At 50.0% G+C, this 19,478-nt stretch carries 20 protein-coding genes and 1 pseudogene; 10 read left to right on the top strand and 11 right to left on the bottom strand.

All coding sequences use genetic code 11. The annotated features are described in order from the left end of the window. Positions 1-95 precede the first annotated feature (95 nt). From ACYC56_RS01505 to hflX, 3 genes are all read left to right on the top strand, one after another. Positions 96-701: a hypothetical protein gene (locus ACYC56_RS01505; protein WP_461372407.1), complete on the top strand. Its 606-nt coding sequence runs from the start codon at positions 96-98 to the stop codon at positions 699-701. Between the two features lie 413 nt (positions 702-1,114). Continuing rightward, a complete protein-coding gene (locus ACYC56_RS01500; protein ID WP_461372406.1) occupies positions 1,115-2,272 on the top strand; it encodes an LL-diaminopimelate aminotransferase in 1,158 nt (385 codons plus the stop codon). A 108-nt stretch (positions 2,273-2,380) separates the two neighbouring features. After that, complete coding sequence (hflX, locus tag ACYC56_RS01495) at positions 2,381-3,688, top strand: GTPase HflX (protein ID WP_461372420.1); 1,308 nt, start codon at positions 2,381-2,383, stop codon at positions 3,686-3,688. A 31-nt stretch (positions 3,689-3,719) separates the two neighbouring features. Here the strand turns inward: hflX and lexA are convergent, their stop codons facing one another. Next, on the bottom strand, positions 3,720-4,346 hold the full coding sequence (gene lexA / locus ACYC56_RS01490; RefSeq protein ID WP_461372405.1) for a transcriptional repressor LexA: 627 nt from the start codon (positions 4,344-4,346) through the stop codon (positions 3,720-3,722). A gap of 315 nt (positions 4,347-4,661) precedes the next feature. On the opposite strand from lexA, the gene nrdR reads away from it, so the two are divergent. The 5 genes from nrdR to ACYC56_RS01465 all read left to right on the top strand — a co-directional run bounded on the left by nrdR (position 4,662) and on the right by ACYC56_RS01465 (position 9,152). Beyond that, on the top strand, positions 4,662-5,108 hold the full coding sequence (gene nrdR, locus ACYC56_RS01485; RefSeq protein WP_461372404.1) for a transcriptional regulator NrdR: 447 nt from the start codon (positions 4,662-4,664) through the stop codon (positions 5,106-5,108). 194 nt (positions 5,109-5,302) lie between these two features. After that, the gene (gene nrdD / locus ACYC56_RS01480; RefSeq protein ID WP_461372403.1) at positions 5,303-7,507 is read left to right on the top strand and encodes an anaerobic ribonucleoside-triphosphate reductase; all 2,205 of its coding nucleotides are present in this window, start codon (positions 5,303-5,305) and stop codon (positions 7,505-7,507) included. Positions 7,508-7,661: 154 nt separating this feature from the next. After that, the gene (locus tag ACYC56_RS01475; protein ID WP_461372402.1) at positions 7,662-7,907 is read left to right on the top strand and encodes a thioredoxin family protein; all 246 of its coding nucleotides are present in this window, start codon (positions 7,662-7,664) and stop codon (positions 7,905-7,907) included. Next, positions 7,898-8,659: an anaerobic ribonucleoside-triphosphate reductase activating protein gene (locus tag ACYC56_RS01470; protein ID WP_461372401.1), complete on the top strand. Its 762-nt coding sequence runs from the start codon at positions 7,898-7,900 to the stop codon at positions 8,657-8,659. The genes ACYC56_RS01475 and ACYC56_RS01470 overlap by 10 nt, the downstream gene beginning before the upstream one ends. A gap of 136 nt (positions 8,660-8,795) precedes the next feature. Next, positions 8,796-9,152 (top strand): hypothetical protein, encoded by a 357-nt coding sequence (locus ACYC56_RS01465; protein WP_461372400.1) that lies wholly within the window; start codon positions 8,796-8,798, stop codon positions 9,150-9,152. A 20-nt stretch (positions 9,153-9,172) separates the two neighbouring features. Here ACYC56_RS01465 and ACYC56_RS01460 read toward each other — a convergent pair whose 3' ends face one another. Continuing rightward, positions 9,173-9,409 carry a hypothetical protein gene (locus ACYC56_RS01460; protein WP_461372399.1) on the bottom strand — a complete coding sequence of 79 codons (237 nt, stop codon included), beginning with the start codon at positions 9,407-9,409 and terminating at the stop codon, positions 9,173-9,175. A gap of 123 nt (positions 9,410-9,532) precedes the next feature. Here ACYC56_RS01460 and dut point away from each other — a divergent pair, with 123 nt between their 5' ends. Continuing rightward, positions 9,533-10,009: a dUTP diphosphatase gene (gene dut, locus ACYC56_RS01455; RefSeq protein WP_461372398.1), complete on the top strand. Its 477-nt coding sequence runs from the start codon at positions 9,533-9,535 to the stop codon at positions 10,007-10,009. A gap of 88 nt (positions 10,010-10,097) precedes the next feature. Further along, positions 10,098-11,822 carry an adenine deaminase gene (gene ade, locus ACYC56_RS01450; protein ID WP_461372397.1) on the top strand — a complete coding sequence of 575 codons (1,725 nt, stop codon included), beginning with the start codon at positions 10,098-10,100 and terminating at the stop codon, positions 11,820-11,822. A gap of 59 nt (positions 11,823-11,881) precedes the next feature. Here ade and ACYC56_RS01445 read toward each other — a convergent pair. The 9 genes and pseudogenes from ACYC56_RS01445 to ACYC56_RS01405 all read right to left on the bottom strand — a co-directional run. Further along, positions 11,882-12,283, bottom strand: a pseudogene (locus tag ACYC56_RS01445) (SRPBCC family protein); the annotation flags it as partial. Positions 12,284-12,846: 563 nt separating this feature from the next. Then, positions 12,847-13,797, bottom strand: a complete 951-nt coding sequence (locus ACYC56_RS01440; RefSeq protein ID WP_461372396.1) for an acyltransferase family protein — start codon at positions 13,795-13,797, stop codon at positions 12,847-12,849. Between the two features lie 33 nt (positions 13,798-13,830). Continuing rightward, positions 13,831-14,211, bottom strand: a complete 381-nt coding sequence (locus tag ACYC56_RS01435) for a helix-turn-helix domain-containing protein (protein WP_461372395.1) — start codon at positions 14,209-14,211, stop codon at positions 13,831-13,833. Between the two features lie 417 nt (positions 14,212-14,628). Further along, positions 14,629-15,048, bottom strand: a complete 420-nt coding sequence (locus ACYC56_RS01430; protein WP_461372394.1) for a hypothetical protein — start codon at positions 15,046-15,048, stop codon at positions 14,629-14,631. Between the two features lie 54 nt (positions 15,049-15,102). Beyond that, on the bottom strand, positions 15,103-15,621 hold the full coding sequence (locus ACYC56_RS01425; protein ID WP_461372393.1) for an SH3 domain-containing protein: 519 nt from the start codon (positions 15,619-15,621) through the stop codon (positions 15,103-15,105). 48 nt (positions 15,622-15,669) lie between these two features. Beyond that, positions 15,670-16,968 (bottom strand): phenylacetate--CoA ligase family protein, encoded by a 1,299-nt coding sequence (locus ACYC56_RS01420; protein ID WP_461372392.1) that lies wholly within the window; start codon positions 16,966-16,968, stop codon positions 15,670-15,672. Positions 16,969-17,009: 41 nt separating this feature from the next. Then, positions 17,010-17,747 carry an ABC transporter ATP-binding protein gene (locus tag ACYC56_RS01415; protein ID WP_461372419.1) on the bottom strand — a complete coding sequence of 246 codons (738 nt, stop codon included), beginning with the start codon at positions 17,745-17,747 and terminating at the stop codon, positions 17,010-17,012. Next, positions 17,740-18,513: an ABC transporter ATP-binding protein gene (locus ACYC56_RS01410; protein WP_461372391.1), complete on the bottom strand. Its 774-nt coding sequence runs from the start codon at positions 18,511-18,513 to the stop codon at positions 17,740-17,742. The genes ACYC56_RS01415 and ACYC56_RS01410 overlap by 8 nt, the downstream gene beginning before the upstream one ends. After that, positions 18,500-19,478: branched-chain amino acid ABC transporter permease (locus tag ACYC56_RS01405; protein WP_461372390.1), on the bottom strand; the 979-nt coding region annotated here is incomplete at its 5' end. The genes ACYC56_RS01405 and ACYC56_RS01410, both read right to left, overlap by 14 nt.

The raw sequence follows: 19,478 nt of genomic DNA, 5'->3' as shown, positions 1-19,478 counted from the left end.
CTGATTATGAATGGAATGCTATATCAGCGACCGAGCACTATATCCAACATAAGTAGAATTGTGTGAATCCATGATATCTGGAAGGGTAAATTTAGATGATGACTTTAATAAAGAATAGGAAACTAGAAGTTCTAAGCGGCATTGTGATAAGCGCTTTGGTCATAGTTATGTTTGCTATGATGACCAGCAAAGCTGAAAAAGGCAATTCACCTCAAATCAGTAATATAAAGACAGAGGCGCAATCGACAAATCACGATCTAACTGGAGATACGATACTGGATGATATCGAAAAACATTCTAAAAAATTAGCGACGGTCAATGATGCAAAAAGCTTGTTGCCGTATAATTTTCCGGTACCGCCGGAAAATATAGCCGGTCATAATTTAATTGGGATATACGTAGAAAATAACAACATTCTATACCTGAGATATACAGGGGAACTCTACTTAATATATCATCAGTTGCCTGAAGGGTTTGATCCTAAGATCGATGAAACAAAGAAGCAACGCCCTGATGTATCTGAAATTGCAGTCAGGGGGCAGAGGGGCTTAGCGACCCGAAACGATACCTTGCCCGCTAATGCTATAGCAGCGCCTAAGGCTACGCTGGGTTGGTATGAGAAGGGGCTTAGTGTTACGTTATATGATTACGATAATAGTAGCGTTGACGGCCTCAAAGATATCGCTGAATCAATGCAGTAGATAACAGTTGAATCCAAATAAATGACCAGAGGGCTCACGTAAAGTGTACCTTCCGGTCATTTTTATATCTGAACCATGATACCAGACATTACCTTCCTAAAAAAGCTCTCCCTTGCCTAGAATTAATGATAAAATAGGCGAGGGAGCGATGCCTTACGAGATGCTCGAACACTTGGATATCGCCCGATTGTATGCGTTTGACTAATACTTCATCTTGAATCATTTACACCTCTGCCCATATATTCGTTGAATAGGTAAAAAAGTTCAGCGTTTTTACTAAAAGGCAGCTATTTGCCCTAATTTACCATATATGTCTAGCATTACCAGCTAAAAATATGTTAGGTTAAATGATAATTGTCTTTGGCTAATCACCTCAGCCATTACTTACATAATTAGAGGAGGCAAAACTAACAATGAAACTTTCGAGGCGGATCGACAACCTTCCACCATACTTGTTTGCGGAGATCGACAAAAAGGTTGCCGAGAAAAGAGCGCAGGGTGTTGACGTAATAAGCTTGGGTATCGGCGACCCTGTTGAGCCAACTCCGCAGAACATCATCGATAAACTATGCGAAGAGGCGAACAACCCGGCCAACCACCGTTATCCCTCATATTACGGGCTGCCGGCGTTTAGAAACAGCATCGCCGGTTGGTATAAGAAACGCTTTAACGTAGATCTAGACCCCGACACGGAAGTTTTGCCGCTTATTGGATCGAAGGAAGGTCTTGCACACATCGACCTGGCAGTTCTCGACCCGGGCGATGTTACGTTGATCTCCGACCCGGGATATCCCAACTATACTACGGGCGCCATTTTGGCGGGGGTCAACCCGGTTCATGTCCCGCTGGTCGAGGAAAATGATTTCTTGCCGGACCTTGAAGCCATTGATGCCGCAACGACCAGGGATGCCAAGATGTTCCTGCTAAACTATCCAAATAACCCGACCTCCGCAATCGCAACCGATGGGTTCTTCAACGAGCTTGTCGCATGGGCTGATAAGAACCAGGTTATTGTCGGGCATGACAATCCGTACTCGGAGATAACGTTCGATGGATATGTCGCACCGAGCTTTCTGCAATACCCTGGCGCAAAAGACGTGGGTGTCGAGTTTCATTCGCTCTCCAAAACCTATAATATGACCGGCTGGCGTATCGGTTGGGTATGTGGAAACGCCAAAGTCGTCGAAGCCCTGGGAAGGGTAAAGACCCATGTCGATTCGGGTATATTCAATGCGATCCAATACGCGGGCATCGAGGCGCTCGAGGGACCGCAGGATATTATCCAGGAGATGCGCGATATTTACGCACATCGCCGCGATATGGTTATGGAGGCGCTCGCCAAATTAGGTCTCACCGCGCGTACGCCGAAAGCGACGATTTACGTATGGGTGAGGGTGCCGGAAGGCTACTCATCGGCAAGTTTCGCAACGCATATCCTTGAAAAGGCGGGGGTTGTCGTTTCACCGGGAAACGCGTACGGCCCGTCCGGCGAAGGCTATGTCAGGCTTTGCTTAAGCGTAAAGGACGACCGGCTCGCCGAGGCGCTTCAGAGGATTAAAGACTCGCTGTAGCATTGTGGTTTGCGTTCTCTAAATAGCTGCTGTTAGCAGCCCGTTGTCCATTGTCTTCGGGCACTATTTCTTATACTCTTAGAGTGCCGCACACGCGGCGCAGATTTTATCGAACATGGGAGAGCGACAGATATTATAGAAATTACCGATAACAACGCAGAAAATAGCGAGCGGGTCGTAGTCGTCGGCATCCAACTTGGCGCCGAGTCCGAGTGGGAGGCGGAGCAGTCACTCAACGAACTCGAGCAACTTGTTTCGACCGCCGGTGCGGAAGTAGTAGCCCGCGAGATGCAACACCGGGATAAACCGCACCCGCGAACCTATATCGGCCCGGGAAAAGCCGAAGAGATAGCCGAGGTCGTGCGGGAAGAGCATGCGCAGATCGTTGTCTTCGACGCCGATCTATCCCCGTCGCAGCAGAGAAACCTCGAAGATATCATCAAAAAGGTTAAAATCATCGACCGCACAGGGATTATATTGGATATATTCGCCCAGCATGCGCACTCAGCCGAAGGCAAGCTTCAGGTTGAGCTTGCACAGCTTAACTACCTTCTGCCTAGATTGCGGGGTATGTGGCAGCATTTGGAGCGCCAGGGAGTCGGTGGAGTCGGTCTGCGCGGTCCCGGCGAGACACAGCTTGAGACCGACAGGCGGTTGATGCGCAAACGCATCCAGCGTCTTACTAAAGAGCTTGAGGAAGTCAAAAAGAACCGCTATGTCCAGCGTAAGAAACGTCAGAAGCAAGGCGTCTACAATGTCGCCCTTGTCGGCTACACCAATGCCGGTAAGTCAACATTGCTGAATGCGCTCACGGGCTCGGATGTGCTGGTAGAGGACAAGCTCTTTGCAACGCTTGATTCGACCACCAGAAAGCTCAATGTGGACCACAAGAAAGAGATCGTCATCTCGGACACCGTCGGCTTTATTAAGAAGCTCCCGCACCAGCTCATTGCGGCGTTCAGGTCGACCCTTGACGAGGTTCGCATGGCCGACCTTCTCTTGCATGTAGTGGATGCAAGCCATCCCCAGATGGAGGGGCAGATCGCGGCAGTCGAGGATGTCCTTAAAGAACTCGAGGTCGATTCGAAACCACAACTGCTCGTGTTTAATAAAATAGACCTCATCAGCGAGCTCGACCGGAAGAGGCTTAAGAAAGTCTACCCTGGGAGCGTCAAAGTATCGGCGGCGCAGGGAATCGGATTAGACGAGATCCGCCATGCTATCGATGAGAGCATGCGCAAAGGTCTTGTTCGGATGCACCTTAAGGTGCCCTACACCCGTGGCGACGTAATACAGCGGCTCTACAGCCTCTGTCTTGTCGTCTCCGAGACCCACACGCCGGACGGCACTGAGATAGTCGCCGATATCCCTGAAGCGAGTACAGACGATTACGTGCAGTTTGCAATCCCGAACTAGGTACGTACTGGAATCTCTGGGGCTGGATGGATTAAAACTTCCTCATCAATCCGACGACTTTACCGAGAATCGTCACATCCGAAGTGATAATCGGCTCCATTGTCTTATTTTCGGGTTTTAGAAGAACGCGGTCGCCTTTTCTAAAGAATCGCTTCACGGTCGATTCCTCGCCAAGTAACGCCACGATAATATCGCCGTTGTCGGCCGCCGATTGCTGGCGCACGACGAGGTAGTCCCCGTCTAAAATACCGGCCTCTATCATGCTGTCGCCTTTGACCTTAAGCATAAAGGAATTTTCACCGGCGATCTCAACGGGAAGTGCAAAGTTGTCTTCGATGTTGTCCTGGGCGAGAATAGGTGTGCCCGCTGCGACCCTGCCGACCAGGGGAACGTTCTTAACTTTGTCGGGGCTGATGCCTTTGTTGTTGAGGCGAAAATCCATCACTTCAAGCGCTCTCGGCTTTGTCGGGTCGCGTTTGATGAAGCCCTTGCGCTCGAGCGCCGCGAGGTGGCTATGAACGGTAGAACTTGAGTTCAAACCGACCGCTTGCCCGATCTCACGCACCGACGGCGGATATCCTTTTCGATTAACCTCGGACAGGATAAAATCCAGTATTTGGCGCTGACGTTGCGTAAGCGTATCTTGCTTCTGCGGCATGTCTTCCTCCTCAAGAGCATCTGTAAATATCCGTGTATGTCTAATTGGCTTAAATCTACCACAAAAGTATGTTCGTTGCAAACACCAGTTCGCTTTTTGTCCACTTCTGCCATTCCTAAGTCCTCCATTTTGCTTGGCGTGGGTGAGTGAGCAACCGCTTGAAATTTTTTACGTGTGTTGTACAGCGGTTATTCTGCTGGTGAAAATTTTTCTGCCAATTTTGGTTTAACGCTACCATATGTAGTGGTATACTAAGCATACAGACTCAATATGTTGTGGATAAACCTGTGGATAACTTGTTATTAAGGTGCAAGCTTGAGGTGTCCTTACTGCGGTTTTAACGATTCAAAGGTAGTCGATTCAAGGATCAATGAGACGAATGACGTCACCCGGAGAAGACGGGAATGCCTTGAATGCAACAGGCGGTTTACGACCTTTGAAAAGTTAGAAGAGATACCGCTCACGATCATCAAGAAAAATGGAGAGCGCGAACCATTCAGTAGGACCAAACTGCTCAATGGCGTATTAAGAGCGCTCGTCAAAAGGCAGGTGGCCAGAGAGCAAGTAGAGCAGATTGTCGATGATATCGAGGCCAACTTACGGAACGAATTTAAAAATGAAGTAGAGTCAAAGGAATTGGGCGATCGAGTCCTCAAAGTCTTAAAGCAAGTAGATAAAGTAGCTTATATTCGCTTTGCCTCTGTTTACAAGGAGTTTAAAGACCTGGAAGAGTTCACGCAAGAGTTGAAGAATCTTAAATAGCCGAAGTCGAAGCAGAGGTCGAAGCCTATAATTAATATCGAAGTAATCTCATACCGGTCATAACATTTGTAAATCAGAGCAGCCTATCAAAGTTCAGTACTAGCATATGTATTTCGAGCAGAGGCAAAGCGAGTTAAATCAGCAGTAGTTAATGTAGTCGCTAGGCACGTAGTAAGAGGAGGTTTAGGCAGAGCATGTCCGATTTCATAATTGCCACAGATTCAGAAACCGAAGTTGAAATTGAAGAAGAAAGTAAGGCTCGACCGGACAGGATCATCAACGTAGTGAGAACCTTCCGTGAGGAGGGGAACGCGACCGACATCGCGCTTTTAGTCAGTACCACATCAAAGTCTGAGATCAACATTTGGGATAAGGCAAAAATCGTAAATTCGCTCGTCAAGGAAACAGGGGCGGGTGAGAGCCTGGCCACAGAGATCGCAACAGCTGTCGAGAAGAAGCTCTTCGAGAGCAACTTCAGCTCCATCACGACCAGTATTATCCGTGAGCTCGTCGACCTTGAGCTTTTGCAAAGAAACCTCACGATAATGCACAAGAAGCACTCCAACCTCGGCCTGCCGATGTACGATGTCGAGGAAATCATCAAAAACGCGAACAAGGAAAACAGCAATACCACTCATAACCCGGAATCGATTAATCTAACGATTGCTGAGACTATTCTTAAAGAGTTTGCGCTTCGCAAGGTATTCAGCGAAGACGTCGCGCTCGCACATCTTATGGGAGACATTCATCTACATGATCTAGGCTTTATTATTCGTCCTTATTGCGGCGGTCACTCGCTTGAATATATAAAGAAATATGGGTTGTCCCTTCCAAATATAACGAGCACGTCAAAACCGGCAAAACATCCGGAGGTCCTGATCGGGCATATGGTCAAGATGGCCTCGAGCCTGCAGGCGCATTATGCGGGCGCGGTCGGCTGGGAAGCTGTAAACATGTTCTTTGCCCCATATCTGGTGGATAAGACATACGAACAGGTCAAGCAGCTCGCTCAGATGCTCATCTATGAGTTCAACCAGCTTGCGGGGGCACGGGGTTCGCAGGTAACGTTTACCGACTTTAACCTTTATTGGAATATCCCGAGACATTTCGCCGAAACACCGGCAATAGGTCCGGGAGGGAAGTACACCGGCAAGACATACAGTGCGTACCAGAAAGAAGCTCAGGCATTCGTTAAGGCGATGTTCGAGATCTACCTCGAGGGTGACGCAAACGGTAAGACGTTCGTGTTTCCTAAACCGCTTTTACACATCAACGAGGAGTTCTTCAGGACCGAGGGCTGGCAGGAGTTTCTCGAGCTTGCAAGCCTCGTCGCATCGAAACAGGGTATCACGTACTTCGTGTTCGACCGCGGGGATGAGGTCACCGTCAGCCAGTGCTGCCGCCTGAAGCTAAAACTCGGCGAGCAAGACCTCGACGAGGCCAAGGCCCCCGAGAAGATGAGGTTCTCGGCCCTGCAGAACGTCACGATAAACCTTCCAAGGATCGCTTTTAAAGCGATGGGCAACGATGAGCTGCTCTTTGCAGAGATCAATAGAACGATGGAGCTTGTCGCCAAGGCGCATGTGCAGAAGAAAGGCTTTATCGGCGAGTTGATGGAGCTTGGTACGGGCGGGCCTCTTGGGATGCTTTCTCAATCCAGAGACGGCGAGCCGTACCTCAGGATGGACAGGCTGACATATCTCTGCGGCATCCTGGGCTTGAACGAAATGGTCCAGACGCACAGGGGAATGCAGTTGCACGAGTCCGACGAGGCGCTTAAATTCGGCCTTAAAGTCATCTCGCATATGAATCTAAAGGCCAGACAGCTTTCCGAGCAGTATGGCGTGAAGATGGTCCTCGAGGAGTCCCCGGCGGAGTCATCAGGCTACCGTCTAGCCAAGCTTGATATGAAATACTATCCCGAGCAAACCAAACGCGTGATCAAGGGCAACCTTGGCACCGACGAATATTATTACACGAACAGCATCCATATCTCGGTCGAGGCCGACGTCGATTACGTCGACCGGGTGAAAAAGCAAAGCCTGTTCCACCCGCTGATCGAGGCCGGCGCCATTGTCCACATATGGCTGGGCGAGAAAGAGCCTTCACCGAAATCGATCGAGAACTTTGTCCTTAAGACGTTCAGAACGACGCATGCCGAGCAGATCGCGTTCAGCCCGGAGTTTACCGTCTGCGAGGCCTGCAGGCGCACCTCACGCGGCCTTTCAGAAGCATGCCCGAACTGCGGCTCTGAGGCCGTCTACGGGATCACCAGAATCGTCGGCTACTACTCCAAGGTCACAACCTGGAACAAGGGCAAAACCGGCGAGCTTGTGGATAGAATCAGAACCGGCCTGATCGCAGAGACAAGCGTCTCGGGCAACGGACACGGGTGCTAGGAATTGCGAATGATCGATTAGAGGTTGGGCGTTAATCAAGAATAAAGTGAGGGGTGGGCGTTATTTGTCCACCCCGATGTAATCAACCTCCATCTAGCAAGCGATGTTTTAGTAATTACAGTAATGGATGGATAACAATGGAGGAAAGCGATTCATGGCAGAGATAGTAAAAGTATTTTGGAAAACCGATTGTCCGAAATGTCCCGCTGCAAAGGCGGCGGTAGCCGATAGCCCGAAAGCGGAGCTTTTTAACCTAGATGATGTAGATGGGCTGGCCGAGGCAGCTTTCTATGGGGTGATGTCGACGCCGTCAATCATTGTAACCGATGAGAGCGGCAACGAGATGACCTCGTGGAGGGGTGAGGTTCCCAGCAGGCAGGAGATTGAAAAATGGCTGTAACGGGTATTACACCGGTTGGTGAATTGGCCATGAACACGTTTGGCGTTAAAGGGCTTCTACCGCTTAGCATGCTCGATTGGGAAGGCCATTTAGTGATGACGGTTTTCACGGGCGGCTGCAATTTGCGCTGCCCGTTTTGTCATAACTCCGCGCTGGTACTTGAACACGAGAGCATCCCCGATATAACCCCCGAGATGATACAGGAGACGCTGGCCGCAAAAGAGGGCTGGATCGACGGTGTCTGCATCACCGGCGGTGAACCGACGATGCAATCCAACCTGGCAGGTCTCATGCGCTTCATAAGAAACCTTGGGCTCAAGGTAAAGCTCGATACGAACGGAACACGTCCAAATATCCTTAGAGAGCTATTAAGTGACGGGCTTGTGGATGCTGTCGCGATGGATATAAAAACCGGTTTTGATAAGTATCGGGCTGCGACGGCGGTGCAAAACCAAGACTTCGCTGAGCGGGTCAAAGAGAGCATCGGGCTGCTTTCACAGGCCGAAAAAGAAGGTGTTCTTGAGGCGGAATTTAGAACTACGGTCGTCCCCGGTTTTGTCGAAAGAGACGATGTGATCGCTATCGCGCAGCACCTGCACGATGCCGGAGCACGCCGCTATTTCTTGCAGCAGTTCAACCCAAAAACCGTAATGGTCGCCAACGCCGGTTTTATACAGCCCTACACCAGCGATTTTCTAAACGAGCTGGCGCAGGAGGCAACCAGATTGGTACCAACCTACCTGAGGGGATAAACATACCTACACATACCCGGCGCATTGCCCAAAACCCCTTTACCTCAGAGTAGTGTATTTGCACCCTTGGGTATGCTAAAATCCCTTATAATCAATGCGATCAGGTAGTTGCTCGAGATTTGTTAGGGTGATCCGGTTGACCGATTTTGAAAGCGCCATCCTGCATCTAGAAGGTTTTTCCGACGAAGAGTGGGACCACACCAGAAAGATGCTCACGGCATGCCGTGAGCCACGCTACTGCCGGGAGTGCTGCTCCCAGAAGTGCTCCGTTGCGGATTTTCTGGAGATTCTCATGCAAGAAAACGGGTCGAGAGAGCAAACCCTCGGCTCTCTTAAAACGTTAATCGACAGCAGAAGCGAAGAGCTGGGCAACCGGCCAATTTACTGCCTTGACCAGGGTTTCTGTGCGCTGTATTGCATCTCCGCCTGTCCTATAGGCAGGATTATGCGGGCGCTCACCAAAGAACTCGCTCACGCTTACGAACATCTATAATCTGCCGCAAGGATTTCTAATCATAGCTTTCTGGCTCGAATGATCCCTTCGACCTCATCGTCATTTAGCGCAGGGTCATCGGCTATTTTCACGCACACCGACGAAGGCTCCCCGCCTTTTTTGCCGGTCGCAAGCTGCTCGGAATTATACAGCAACGGGGAAACCCTGCTGATTCTAATGATGGTGCCTTCATCCGCGTTGTAATACACTCCAGGCTCTCGTATACATTGATCAAGGCTCATTTCTTCTGGTTTCATATCTCTACACCCCCGATTTTTCTCTATCTTTATGTTTACCCGGTGCGGACTGGGGATAACGAAAGTTTGCGCGTAAAACAGGAGGCTTGCGAGCTGTAAGCGAGTGCCGCTTTCTGCTACCATATGCTGAGGGACAAACAACAAGCACTACATAAGGAGGCAACGCTCTTGCATATCAATATAAAGATGCTCGATAAAGATATCCCGGCGCCCGAGTACGCGCATGAAGGGGACGCCGGTTGTGATTTGAGAAGTAGAATCGATCAGGTGATCCCGGCGGGGGAGAGGGCCCTTATCCCGACAGGTATAAGTATAGCCATTCCCACAGGTTACGGTGGTTTTGTTCAGCCGCGAAGCGGGCTGGCCCTCAAACACGGCATCAGTATCGTAAATGCTCCCGGGCTTATCGACAGCAAATACAGAGGGGAGATCGGCGTTATCCTTATCAACACCGATAAAACAGAGCCCTTCGAGGTGCGAAAAGGGGATAAGATCGCCCAGCTGGTCATCCAAAAGGTGGAATCCGTTACGTTCAGCGTCGTTGATGAACTCGATGAGACAGTCCGCGGAGCTGACGGTTTCGGGAGCACCGGCGTTTGATCACGCCAGAACAGTCTTGTTCTGATCTCTAGCAGAGGCGTCTTAAGTAACGCGTTACAAAAGTCCGCAGGATAGGAATAATCCCTACATGGACTACGAGGAGCTTTATGAAATAATTCAGGTGGCGCGCGGGGTCGAGCCGGCTGAGTTCGTGCTTAAAAATGCAGAGATCGTTAACGTCTTTACCGGCGCTTTCGAGACCGCCGATATCGCGATACACCATGGCATTATCGCAGGCATAGGCAGGTATAAGGGGAGCTACGAACGAAATCTGCAACGCTCTATCGTAGTCCCCGGGTTCGTCGACGGGCATATGCATATCGAGACATCGATGCTGAGACCCGAAGAGCTTGCCGTCGAGCTTATCAAGCACGGCACCACCACCGCCATAGCCGACCCGCACGAAATCGCCAACGTGGCCGGCCTCACCGGGATTAATTACCTGCATAAAGCCTCGCGTGACGTGCCGATTGATTTCTTCTTCATGGCGCCGTCGAGCGTCCCATCGACCTTGCCCCAGATAGAAACGACCGGCGCCTCGATCGGTAGGGACGAGATCGCAATGCTCCTTTCAGACCCCGCGTTTATCGGCCTGGGAGAAGTAATGGATGTAGCCGGGATTATGGCGGGCCGCCCGACTACACTTGAAAAAATACTGGTCGCGGCAAGCGACCCCATCGACGGTCATGCCCCGGAGCTTAGGGGCAAAAGGCTTAACGCCTACCTGGTGGCCGGGCCCAGTTCAGACCATGAGACCGCCGAACTGAAGGAAGGGCTTGAAAAGATCGCCCGCGGTATGTTTTTGATGGTCAGGGAAAGCTCGGTGGCTAAAAGCCTCAATGCGCTTTTGCCCGCAGTCAATTATATGACATCACGCAACATGGCCCTCGTTACCGACGACCTGAGCCCGATCGACCTCATCGAGCAGGGCCATCTGGATAGTATCGTGCGCAAGGCGATAGCAAAGGGTATCGATTTAAGGCTCGTCATCCAGATGGTAAGCCTTAATCCATCGCAACATTACGGTTTGAACGATAGGGGAGCGATTGCCCCCGGGAGGATTGCCGATATGCTGATCCTCGAAGACCTCACCGATGTCTATATACGGACGGTCATCAAAAACGGCGTTATCATCTACGACGTCGGCCAGGATCTGCAGTATATTGAGAAATACGAGCCCCCGATTACGCTTAAGAACAGCATTTTCACTAACAATGTAAGTGTGAATGACTTTGCGTTACCTGCAAGAGGTGCGCACACCAGGGTTATAAAGATCATTCCCGGAGAGATAGTGACGGAGGAGATCACCGTTCCGTCCCCGACTATGAACGAGCACGTGGTAAGCGATGAGCGCAATGACGTGCTGAAGGTCGCCGTTGTGAACCGGTACAGCCGCCATGTTAAACTCGCGATGGGCCTGGTCCAGGGTATGGGGTTGCGCACAGGAGCAATCGCCTCCAGTATAGCGCATGATGCGCATAATATAGTGGTCGTGGGCGTCGACGATGAAGACATGGCCGTTGCGACAAACGCTGTTATCGATATGCAAGGTGGGCTTGTCGCGGTAAATAAAGGGGAAGTACTCTCGGCCCTGCAGCTTCGCATAGCAGGACTCATGTCCGAGGATGACAGCAACACGGTCTACACGAGGTTGAAAGAGCTTAGGAAAGCGACGGCCGATTTAGGCACGCACCTCGAGGACCCATTTATGACGCTCTCGTTTATAACACTCGCAACCGTGCCGAAGCTTAAGATCACCGATAAAGGCCTGGTCAATGTAGAAACAGATGAGGTGGTGAGCCTCTTCGCATAGAGGCCTTACACGCCTTAAATGACTGCAGGAACCGCCCACCACATCTGCTCGCAGTAAGTCTTATAATCTGCCAGCGCTTGCTCCAGGGCTGCCTCGAATTCGCCCCACGACAGATCCAAATCCTCGATAAGGGTGTCGGCCAAATTCTCGGTATCGAATAAGAGCCGGAGAGTAACGGTTGTACCGCCATTACCCTGGTCAAAGTAGGCGGAACCGAAATGCTTGACGTTCGTTACCGAGTGCCACGAGATGAGCTTGTTCGGTTTCAGCTGATCTATTTCCGCTTCAAACTCAAGCTGATAGCCGAGCACTTCGATGACCCAGCGCGTTCTTTTTCGCGTTATCTTATCGACTCTTTTAACGTAATTGGTGAAAGCAGGGAAGCTGCTATAGTTTGCCCAGGTCGCATATGCTATATCGACCGGCACATTAACGAACACGGATTTCTCAATTGCTAACATCGATTACTCCCGTATCTTGCCATCCTCAAGTAGTTATTATCCAAAAAGAGCTTTTATTATGCATAGCAAGGGGTGGCCTCACAGACAACGTGCATGCAACACGCGCTCACAGTTAGCGTTATCTAAACTATTTTGGTAGTATCTGCCAGTTCCTGGTAAAACCGCAAAGCATTAATGAAATACACGTTGTGATTAATCCGGCAGGAATATCCCGGCGATAGCTAACGGTGTAATTACAGTACAATCGTAAACGTAGACAACATTCGCTAAATGAGTTTGTGTACTAATGGTCGGCAAACGAATTCTATACAAGAAACCGCGATTTCAACCAAGGAGCTATGCGTAAGGTCGGCTAAACTCGGGATCGTAACAAGGATTATTCGATATCTGATCGGATATATGGCCGAACACTTTTATAGTGGCGTATAGTGGCATTCCAGCGCAAACGCACTTGATTGGTCGATTGAATACATGTGTCATTATTGCCATCTTTTGCCGACGCTCTGTACGCCGTTCTAAGCGGTTTTCTTACTATAGGTAATGTTAATCTATAGAGTGTTTTTTTATGCGAGAGATTTTATGCGTTGTGGCGACACCCGCAGTGAATACAACCCTAAGCCTAAGCCGATGCAAATAGTCACATCGGTAATTGTTTTGATAGGCCATAGCATGGCAAGTGGCAAGCCTGCACCAAAATACACAATTTGCACCAAAAAGATGTGATATGATGCCCTGCCTAGCTTTTCCAATAGGTTACTTCGCGGCAAGAAGCGAAGCCCGATCATGGTTAAGAGCACTGGGTAGAAAAACGAGAGGATGTTTTGCGTTCCCCAAAAGGGGAGGAAATAGGTGACCCGAAAACCGAAAAACGTGGATACTGTGATGTAGGCAAGACTCGCAAGAGTACCTAACAGAATAAACCGGTTGCGACCAGATGATATTTGATAGTCGCTCGCAATCCACATACCGAGTGCAATCGCTGGCAAGTAACGAAACACCGAGGCATATAAAACTGGATAGCGTAAAAAGATGCCAATATGCGGGGCGGTCAACTCATAGAGAAAGCTTATGAAGAACGAGAGGGCAATCGTTGTTTTTGGAACTCGTTTCATCGCAAGGTAGAAAAACGGCATTAACAGGGTTGCCTCGATAAGCAGAGTAATAAAATAGTTCCCGGGTCCGCTTATAGGAAGCACCCCGATAAAGGTCTCCCTGCCAACATTAACCGGCAGATGAGCAAGTATCGCTAGGGCAAGTGAGACAGCAAATACAATAGCAAGCGGAGTCGCTAATCGCGTGAACCGCCGCTTATAATACGGGATTAACGCAATGCCCCGAGCATCAAATGACTGCATGGCGGCAAAACCCATCAACACCATAAATATCGGAACGGCTTGGCCTATATGATATGCTGCGCAAGACGCTGATAGCGCATCCCTGGGCATGCTATGCATAATGAGCACTGATATAATCGCTATCCCTTTTAAGGCGTCTATCTGGTATAGTCGCTTCATAAACATAATATACCACGCTTATACTTAAACTGCTTAGTAAATAAACTCGCCCTTGGCTTTCAAGAGCCTTAGCGCGGTTATTAGGCGTTTTTCCTCCTGGGTTAAACTGAAATATTCCTGATCTTCGCCTAAAAGGTAAGCGCACGTTGTCTTTAGCTCCTTGGCAATCCGCTTCAGAAGCGTCAAAGAGCACTCATGCCGGCCACATTCCAGATTAGAGATATAGGAGCGCGTAGCCCAGTTTTGGCCTAAGCGGTCTGAAAGCTGTTGCTGGGTAAGTTTGTGAGCGTGGCGAAGGTGAGCAATCCGGGCACCGATTTGACGGTTCACTAAAGGGCGCGGAATAGCCGGTATGAGCTGGGATATGATTGTCAGCCCATCTGCGTAATCAGTATTATGTTTCTTTGTTGCCATTTTCACCACCGCACAAATAGTAAAACTCCTGCTCACGATACTTGAAAAATACTCAAGTAGGTTGGTTACCATAATATATGTTATGTTAACAAATAACTTGCTGTAACTACACATTTTCGCTTGTGAATTGCTTGTAGCAACGGGTTATGTAGCCGATCATTTCTTTTCTTCGCACCCCGTCGCGTAGGTATCTCTTGGTCGCACATATGTACTGCTATTCCTTACTGGTGGTCCCTTTTATGGTGGAGCTTTTACTCCGATAGATTCAAGGGTTTCCGCGCCCTATGGCTCCCGACCGGTAACAGCACAAATAGTGCATCTATCGGAGCAGGTATTATTCATACTCAAATACATACACATGTTCACAAGCGTCTGCAGCTTGATTGTATCCCATCCGGTTGGTAGAGAATATGAGGTCTAGTTCTTCGGAGTGTGGTGAACGCCGGTGAAGAACATCGTTTTCTCTTCGAACAGAATTTGCAGTTCCTTTAAGGACTCGATACTCGCGCCGGCGTCGTCAATCTTATACTTCTCATCGAACTTCATCTTGGAAAGTTCGTGAAGGTCTTCCCTAATCGCCTTGTACCGTTTTTTCGCTTCCCTTTTCTCGCGCAAGTTTGCGATTTCGTGAACAGCGTTTTCTCTTGTCAATATTTGGATGCGGTAGGTTACCTTCAGTTTACTAGGGTATGCCTTGGAACCTCTGTAGAGTATATCTTCGCGCCATTCGAGGTCGGCGGGAAGTTCCTCATCCATCTGAAGGACGCGAACGCGGTAATAATCCCCGGCCATACCAAATACTTTGCTCTTTGATTTTTGCTGCGGTTCCCGGTACATCTATTCTCCTGGTATCTTCTGTTATAGCTTTAAATGGTAGTGTTACTATAGCGGTTATGGCGCTGCCCGCACAAGCGCTGGGCTTGAGCTTATATATCCCTGGTTATTATCTACCGTCCTGATTTTTAGCCACTGGCCGTTACTCTCTTCAACCTCGACGATAGAGCCTTTACTGATACTTGTTACTACGGCGCTTTTTATATCCGGCGCCTGCCGCACGTTCAAAGCCTCGACCAGTACTTGAACCCTGTTTTGTCCTGAAGGCAGGCGCATGTTCTGTAGCCCGGTCGTTGTCGTCGTTCCGGCCACAACTGTTTTTGCCGGTGCTTTCACAGGCGCCTTTACCGTCTTCCCTTTTGCTGTAATAGACGCCGTTGTCTCGACCGACAGGGCGGTAGCCGTCGCTTCTTGCCCGCTCTTTGGGCTAATATTATTTATAATAGGTTGTGACATTTTCCATAAGAATATCCCGACCATCAATAGCAGAAACCAGGCGGTCACGTGCCTTACAATCGTGTTGTTCAAGTTGTTGTTTTTTGCGTCGTCCAGGAACTTCTTTATTGCGTTTTGCATGGTTGTCTTGCCCCTCAAATATATCTATCAACGTTATTATAATAACGTTTATAAATCACGGTTGTCGATAACCCTCTTTGCCTTTCCGCTTGTTCTTTCCAGTGTCTTTGGCTCAACGAGTTTAACATCGGCTTTTATCCCGAGCACGGTTTGAAGTTTTGCTTCTACTTTGCGCTCAAATGCCATGAGTTCCTTCATGTCTCCAGGAAATATATCGCTTGAGACTTCTACGAGCACCTGGATAAGGTCCATCGCGCCTTTTCGGTCGACGATTATCTGATAATGTGGATCTATTCCCTTTATTTCAAAAAGAACGCTCTCTATTTGCGATGGGAAGACATTTACTCCCCGAATAATAAGCATATCATCGGTGCGGCCTTTTACCTTTTCCATCCTGGCAAGGGTCCTTCCGCACCCGCATGGGTCGATAAGCAATCTGGTAAGATCCCTTGTCCGGTAGCGGATTACGGGGAAGGCTTCTTTTGTAAGTGTTGTAAATACCAGTTCGCCTTCGCTTCCATCGGGCAATCGTTCCCCCGTCTCCGGATCGATCGTTTCGACGAGGAAATGGTCTTCGTTTATATGTAATCCGTTTTTGACCTGGCACTCCCCCGCCACACCGGGGCCCATGACCTCGGTCAGGCCGTAGTTATCGGTTGCCGAGATATGGAGCTTTGACTCGATTTCATTCCGTGTCTTCTCGCTGCATCGCTCGGCGCCAAAAAGCCCGACTCGCAGCGGTAACTTGGCGAAATCTACACCCATCGCTTCACCCACTTCGGCGATGTGCAGTGCGTAGGACGGTGTGCTCACAAGCACTGTAGTGCCGAAATCCTTCATTATCATGATCTGGCGCTCGGTATTTCCCGTCGATACGGGCACAACCGAGGCGCCGATGCGCTCGAGGCCCGCATGCATGCCGAACCCGCCGGTAAACAAGCCGTACCCGAAAGCCATATGGGCGACATCCTTTGAGGTCGCGCCGCCCGCCGTAGCGACCCTGGCGGTAAGCTCGGACCATGTGTTTATATCCGCCCTTGTATATCCAACGACGATGGGCTTGCCGGTTGTCCCGGAGGATGAGTGAACCCTGACTACGTTTTCCATAGGCACGGCGAACATCCCGAAGGGATAGTTGTCCCTCAGGTCGGTTTTCGTGGTAAACGGTAGCTTTTCGACATCGTCGAGAGATTTTATATCCTGCGGCTTCACGCCGGCAACGCTCAGTTTATCCCGGTAGAAAGGAACCTCGTTGTAGACCCATTTTATGAGGGTTTGCAGGCGTTTTAGCTGCAGCTCTTTTAGCTTGTTCCTGTCGATACATTCGTACTCGGGGTTCCAAATCATTGTATCCTCCATATAGTTAGGATGTTCGCGTTTTGCAACCACTACTGATGTGCGTGTTTTCTATGACCGAAATAAATCGCTTTGACTTCGTCATTATTTAAAAGATTGCTGCCCGTGTCATGCATTACTACTTCGCCGTTTTGCAGTACGTAGCCGCGATCGGCGATGCTTAGGGCGACCATGGCATCCTGCTCGACCAGGAGCAGCGTCAGACCTTTCTCTCGCAGTTCCCTCAGTGTAGCGAAGATGTTCTGGATAATAATCGGGGCCAGCCCCATTGACGGCTCGTCGAGAAGCAGCAGTTTAGGCTTTGACATCAGCGCACGGCCGATTGCAAGCATTTGCTGCTCGCCTCCGCTTAACGTGCCCGCGGCCTGGCTTTCGCGCTCCTTGAGGACCGGAAACATGCTGAAGACAAACTGCATATCTTCTGCGATCTGTTTTTTCGATTCCTTCCTGCTCCTGAGCCTCACGTACGCGCCAAGCTTCAGGTTATCCAGCACGCTTAGCGGTCCGAACAATTGCCTGCCCTCCGGCACGTGCGACATGCCGCGTGCCACCATCTTTTCGGCCGGCAGGCGTTCGATTGACTCCCCACCGAACTTTATCTTACCTGAACCGGGCTTGATCATACCAGAGATTGTTCGCAAAAGAGTTGATTTTCCTGAGCCGTTCGACCCGATGATCGTGATGATCTCGCCTTCCTCGACTGCTATGTTCACGTTCTTCAAAACCCGGACATGGCCGTACGACACATCGAGATCGCTTACATCAAGCATCATTATGCACCGCCTGCCCGAGGTATGCCTGTATGACCTGCTCGTCCTGCTGGATAAGAAGCGGTGGGCCCTCCGCGATTTTCGCGCCGAAATTGAGGACAACCACCTCGTCCGATATCTCCATAACCAGGCTCATATCGTGTTCGACGAGCAGAACAGTCACGCCGTTGCCTTTTATTTTATAGATGGTCTCTGCAAGCTGCGCCGTTTCTTCGTTGTTGAGACCGGCCGCCGGTTCATCGAGCAGGATCAACCTCGGTTCGGTCGCCAACGCCCGCGCTATCTCAAGCAGGTGGCGCTCGCCTATAGGCAGGTCATCTGCGGGCTTATCCGCCTTTTTCTCCAATCCCACGAGTTGAAGCAGCGAGTGGGCTTTTTCTTTGCTTTCTTCATCCTCCCTGCGAACTGCCGGCAGGCCGAGCATGCATCTGAATATGCCGCAGTTCGTGCGCGCATGGCGCCCCACCATCACATTTTCCAGGATGCTCATGTTTGCGAACAACTGCGTGTTTTGGAACGTCCGCGCGATTCCGGTTTTTGTTATCATGTGCGGTTTTTTGCCCGCGATATCATGGCTATCGAATACTAGGGTTCCGGACGTCGGTTTATCAACGCCTGTCAGCAGGTTAAAGACGGTCGTCTTGCCGGCCCCGTTTGGCCCGATGATTGCTTTTATCTGGTCCCTGTAAACCCTGAAACTCACCTCATTTACGGCGGTGAGCCCGCCGAACTGTTTTGTTAGGTTTACCACATCAAGAAGCGGCACTTTTCTCACCTGCCGCATCCGGGAGTATAACGGAACGCCGTTTGAAAACGCTTGCCAGCTTCGCGCCTGCTCCCACCAGGCCTTGTGGCATAAATACCATCGCAAGAATAAGAATCCCTCCGAATATGACCATGTTGTAGTCCTCGTATCCTTTTAGATACTCCTCGAGAACCGTTAAAGTCGAGGCACCGATGACGGCGCCCCAAATATTCGTCATCCCGCCAAAGACCACCATGGTTACCAAGGTAATCGATACGCCGAGCGTAAATGATTCGGGGCTTACGTAGCCCGCCATGTGCGCGTAAAAACTTCCGCCGATGCTTGCTAAAACAGCGCTAAGCACAAACACCTGTATCTTGTATTTTGCTGTATCTACGCCGGACGATGCTGCCGCGATCTCGCTGCCATGAACCGCCCTGAGCGCCCGTCCGACCCTTGAGTGGACTATATTGAGCGATACTATAAGGCTTAAGATAACAAAGACCAGTACCAGCATATAAAGCTTTAACGGCGTCTCGAAGCTAAACCCTCCTACAGCGATAGCAGGCAAACCATAAAGCCCATCCGTGCCGCCGGTTAAATCCCTCAGCTCGACGAAGAGCACGTGCACGATCTCTGCAAAACCCAGGGTCGCCATTGCGAGATAGTGGCCCTTTAACCGTAATGTCGGCAAGGCGATAGCGTATGCGACCAATCCACCGAGCACAACTGCCGCCGCCAATCCAAACCAGGGTGAGAGACCGTACTTCGTGGTAACTATCGCCGATGCATAGGCGCCTATCCCATAAAAAGCAGCGTGGCCGATTGAGACCTGTCCGGCCGCCCCCATTAAAAGGTTGAGACCCAATACCATGATCGTGTTGATTCCAAGAACGATGAGTATCTTGATGTAATAGTTGTTTGAAACTACAAACGGCAGGAGCGCCATGGCGCCGCTATACGCTACAACCCAGAACCATTTAGAT

The organism is Candidatus Aquicultor sp., assembly GCF_054640775.1.
Note: the sequence above shows the minus strand (reverse complement) of the source record. Positions and strands in the feature narration are given on the sequence as shown.

Bases quoted from the DNA above. Each gene is read 5' to 3' on its own strand.
- ACYC56_RS01505 (WP_461372407.1), top strand. From the start codon at position 96: ATGATGACTTTAATAAAGAATAGGAAACTAGAAGTTCTAAGCGGCATT.
- ACYC56_RS01500 (WP_461372406.1), top strand. From the start codon at position 1,115: ATGAAACTTTCGAGGCGGATCGACAACCTTCCACCATACTTGTTTGCG.
- lexA (WP_461372405.1), bottom strand. From the start codon at position 4,346: ATGCCGCAGAAGCAAGATACGCTTACGCAACGTCAGCGCCAAATACTG.
- nrdD (WP_461372403.1), top strand. From the start codon at position 5,303: ATGTCCGATTTCATAATTGCCACAGATTCAGAAACCGAAGTTGAAATT.
- ACYC56_RS01475 (WP_461372402.1), top strand. From the start codon at position 7,662: ATGGCAGAGATAGTAAAAGTATTTTGGAAAACCGATTGTCCGAAATGT.
- ACYC56_RS01470 (WP_461372401.1), top strand. From the start codon at position 7,898: ATGGCTGTAACGGGTATTACACCGGTTGGTGAATTGGCCATGAACACG.
- ACYC56_RS01460 (WP_461372399.1), bottom strand. From the start codon at position 9,409: ATGAAACCAGAAGAAATGAGCCTTGATCAATGTATACGAGAGCCTGGA.
- dut (WP_461372398.1), top strand. From the start codon at position 9,533: ATGCTGAGGGACAAACAACAAGCACTACATAAGGAGGCAACGCTCTTG.
- ade (WP_461372397.1), top strand. From the start codon at position 10,098: ATGGACTACGAGGAGCTTTATGAAATAATTCAGGTGGCGCGCGGGGTC.
- ACYC56_RS01440 (WP_461372396.1), bottom strand. From the start codon at position 13,797: ATGAAGCGACTATACCAGATAGACGCCTTAAAAGGGATAGCGATTATA.
- ACYC56_RS01435 (WP_461372395.1), bottom strand. From the start codon at position 14,211: ATGGCAACAAAGAAACATAATACTGATTACGCAGATGGGCTGACAATC.
- ACYC56_RS01430 (WP_461372394.1), bottom strand. From the start codon at position 15,048: ATGTACCGGGAACCGCAGCAAAAATCAAAGAGCAAAGTATTTGGTATG.
- ACYC56_RS01425 (WP_461372393.1), bottom strand. From the start codon at position 15,621: ATGCAAAACGCAATAAAGAAGTTCCTGGACGACGCAAAAAACAACAAC.
- ACYC56_RS01420 (WP_461372392.1), bottom strand. From the start codon at position 16,968: ATGATTTGGAACCCCGAGTACGAATGTATCGACAGGAACAAGCTAAAA.
- ACYC56_RS01415 (WP_461372419.1), bottom strand. From the start codon at position 17,747: ATGCTTGATGTAAGCGATCTCGATGTGTCGTACGGCCATGTCCGGGTT.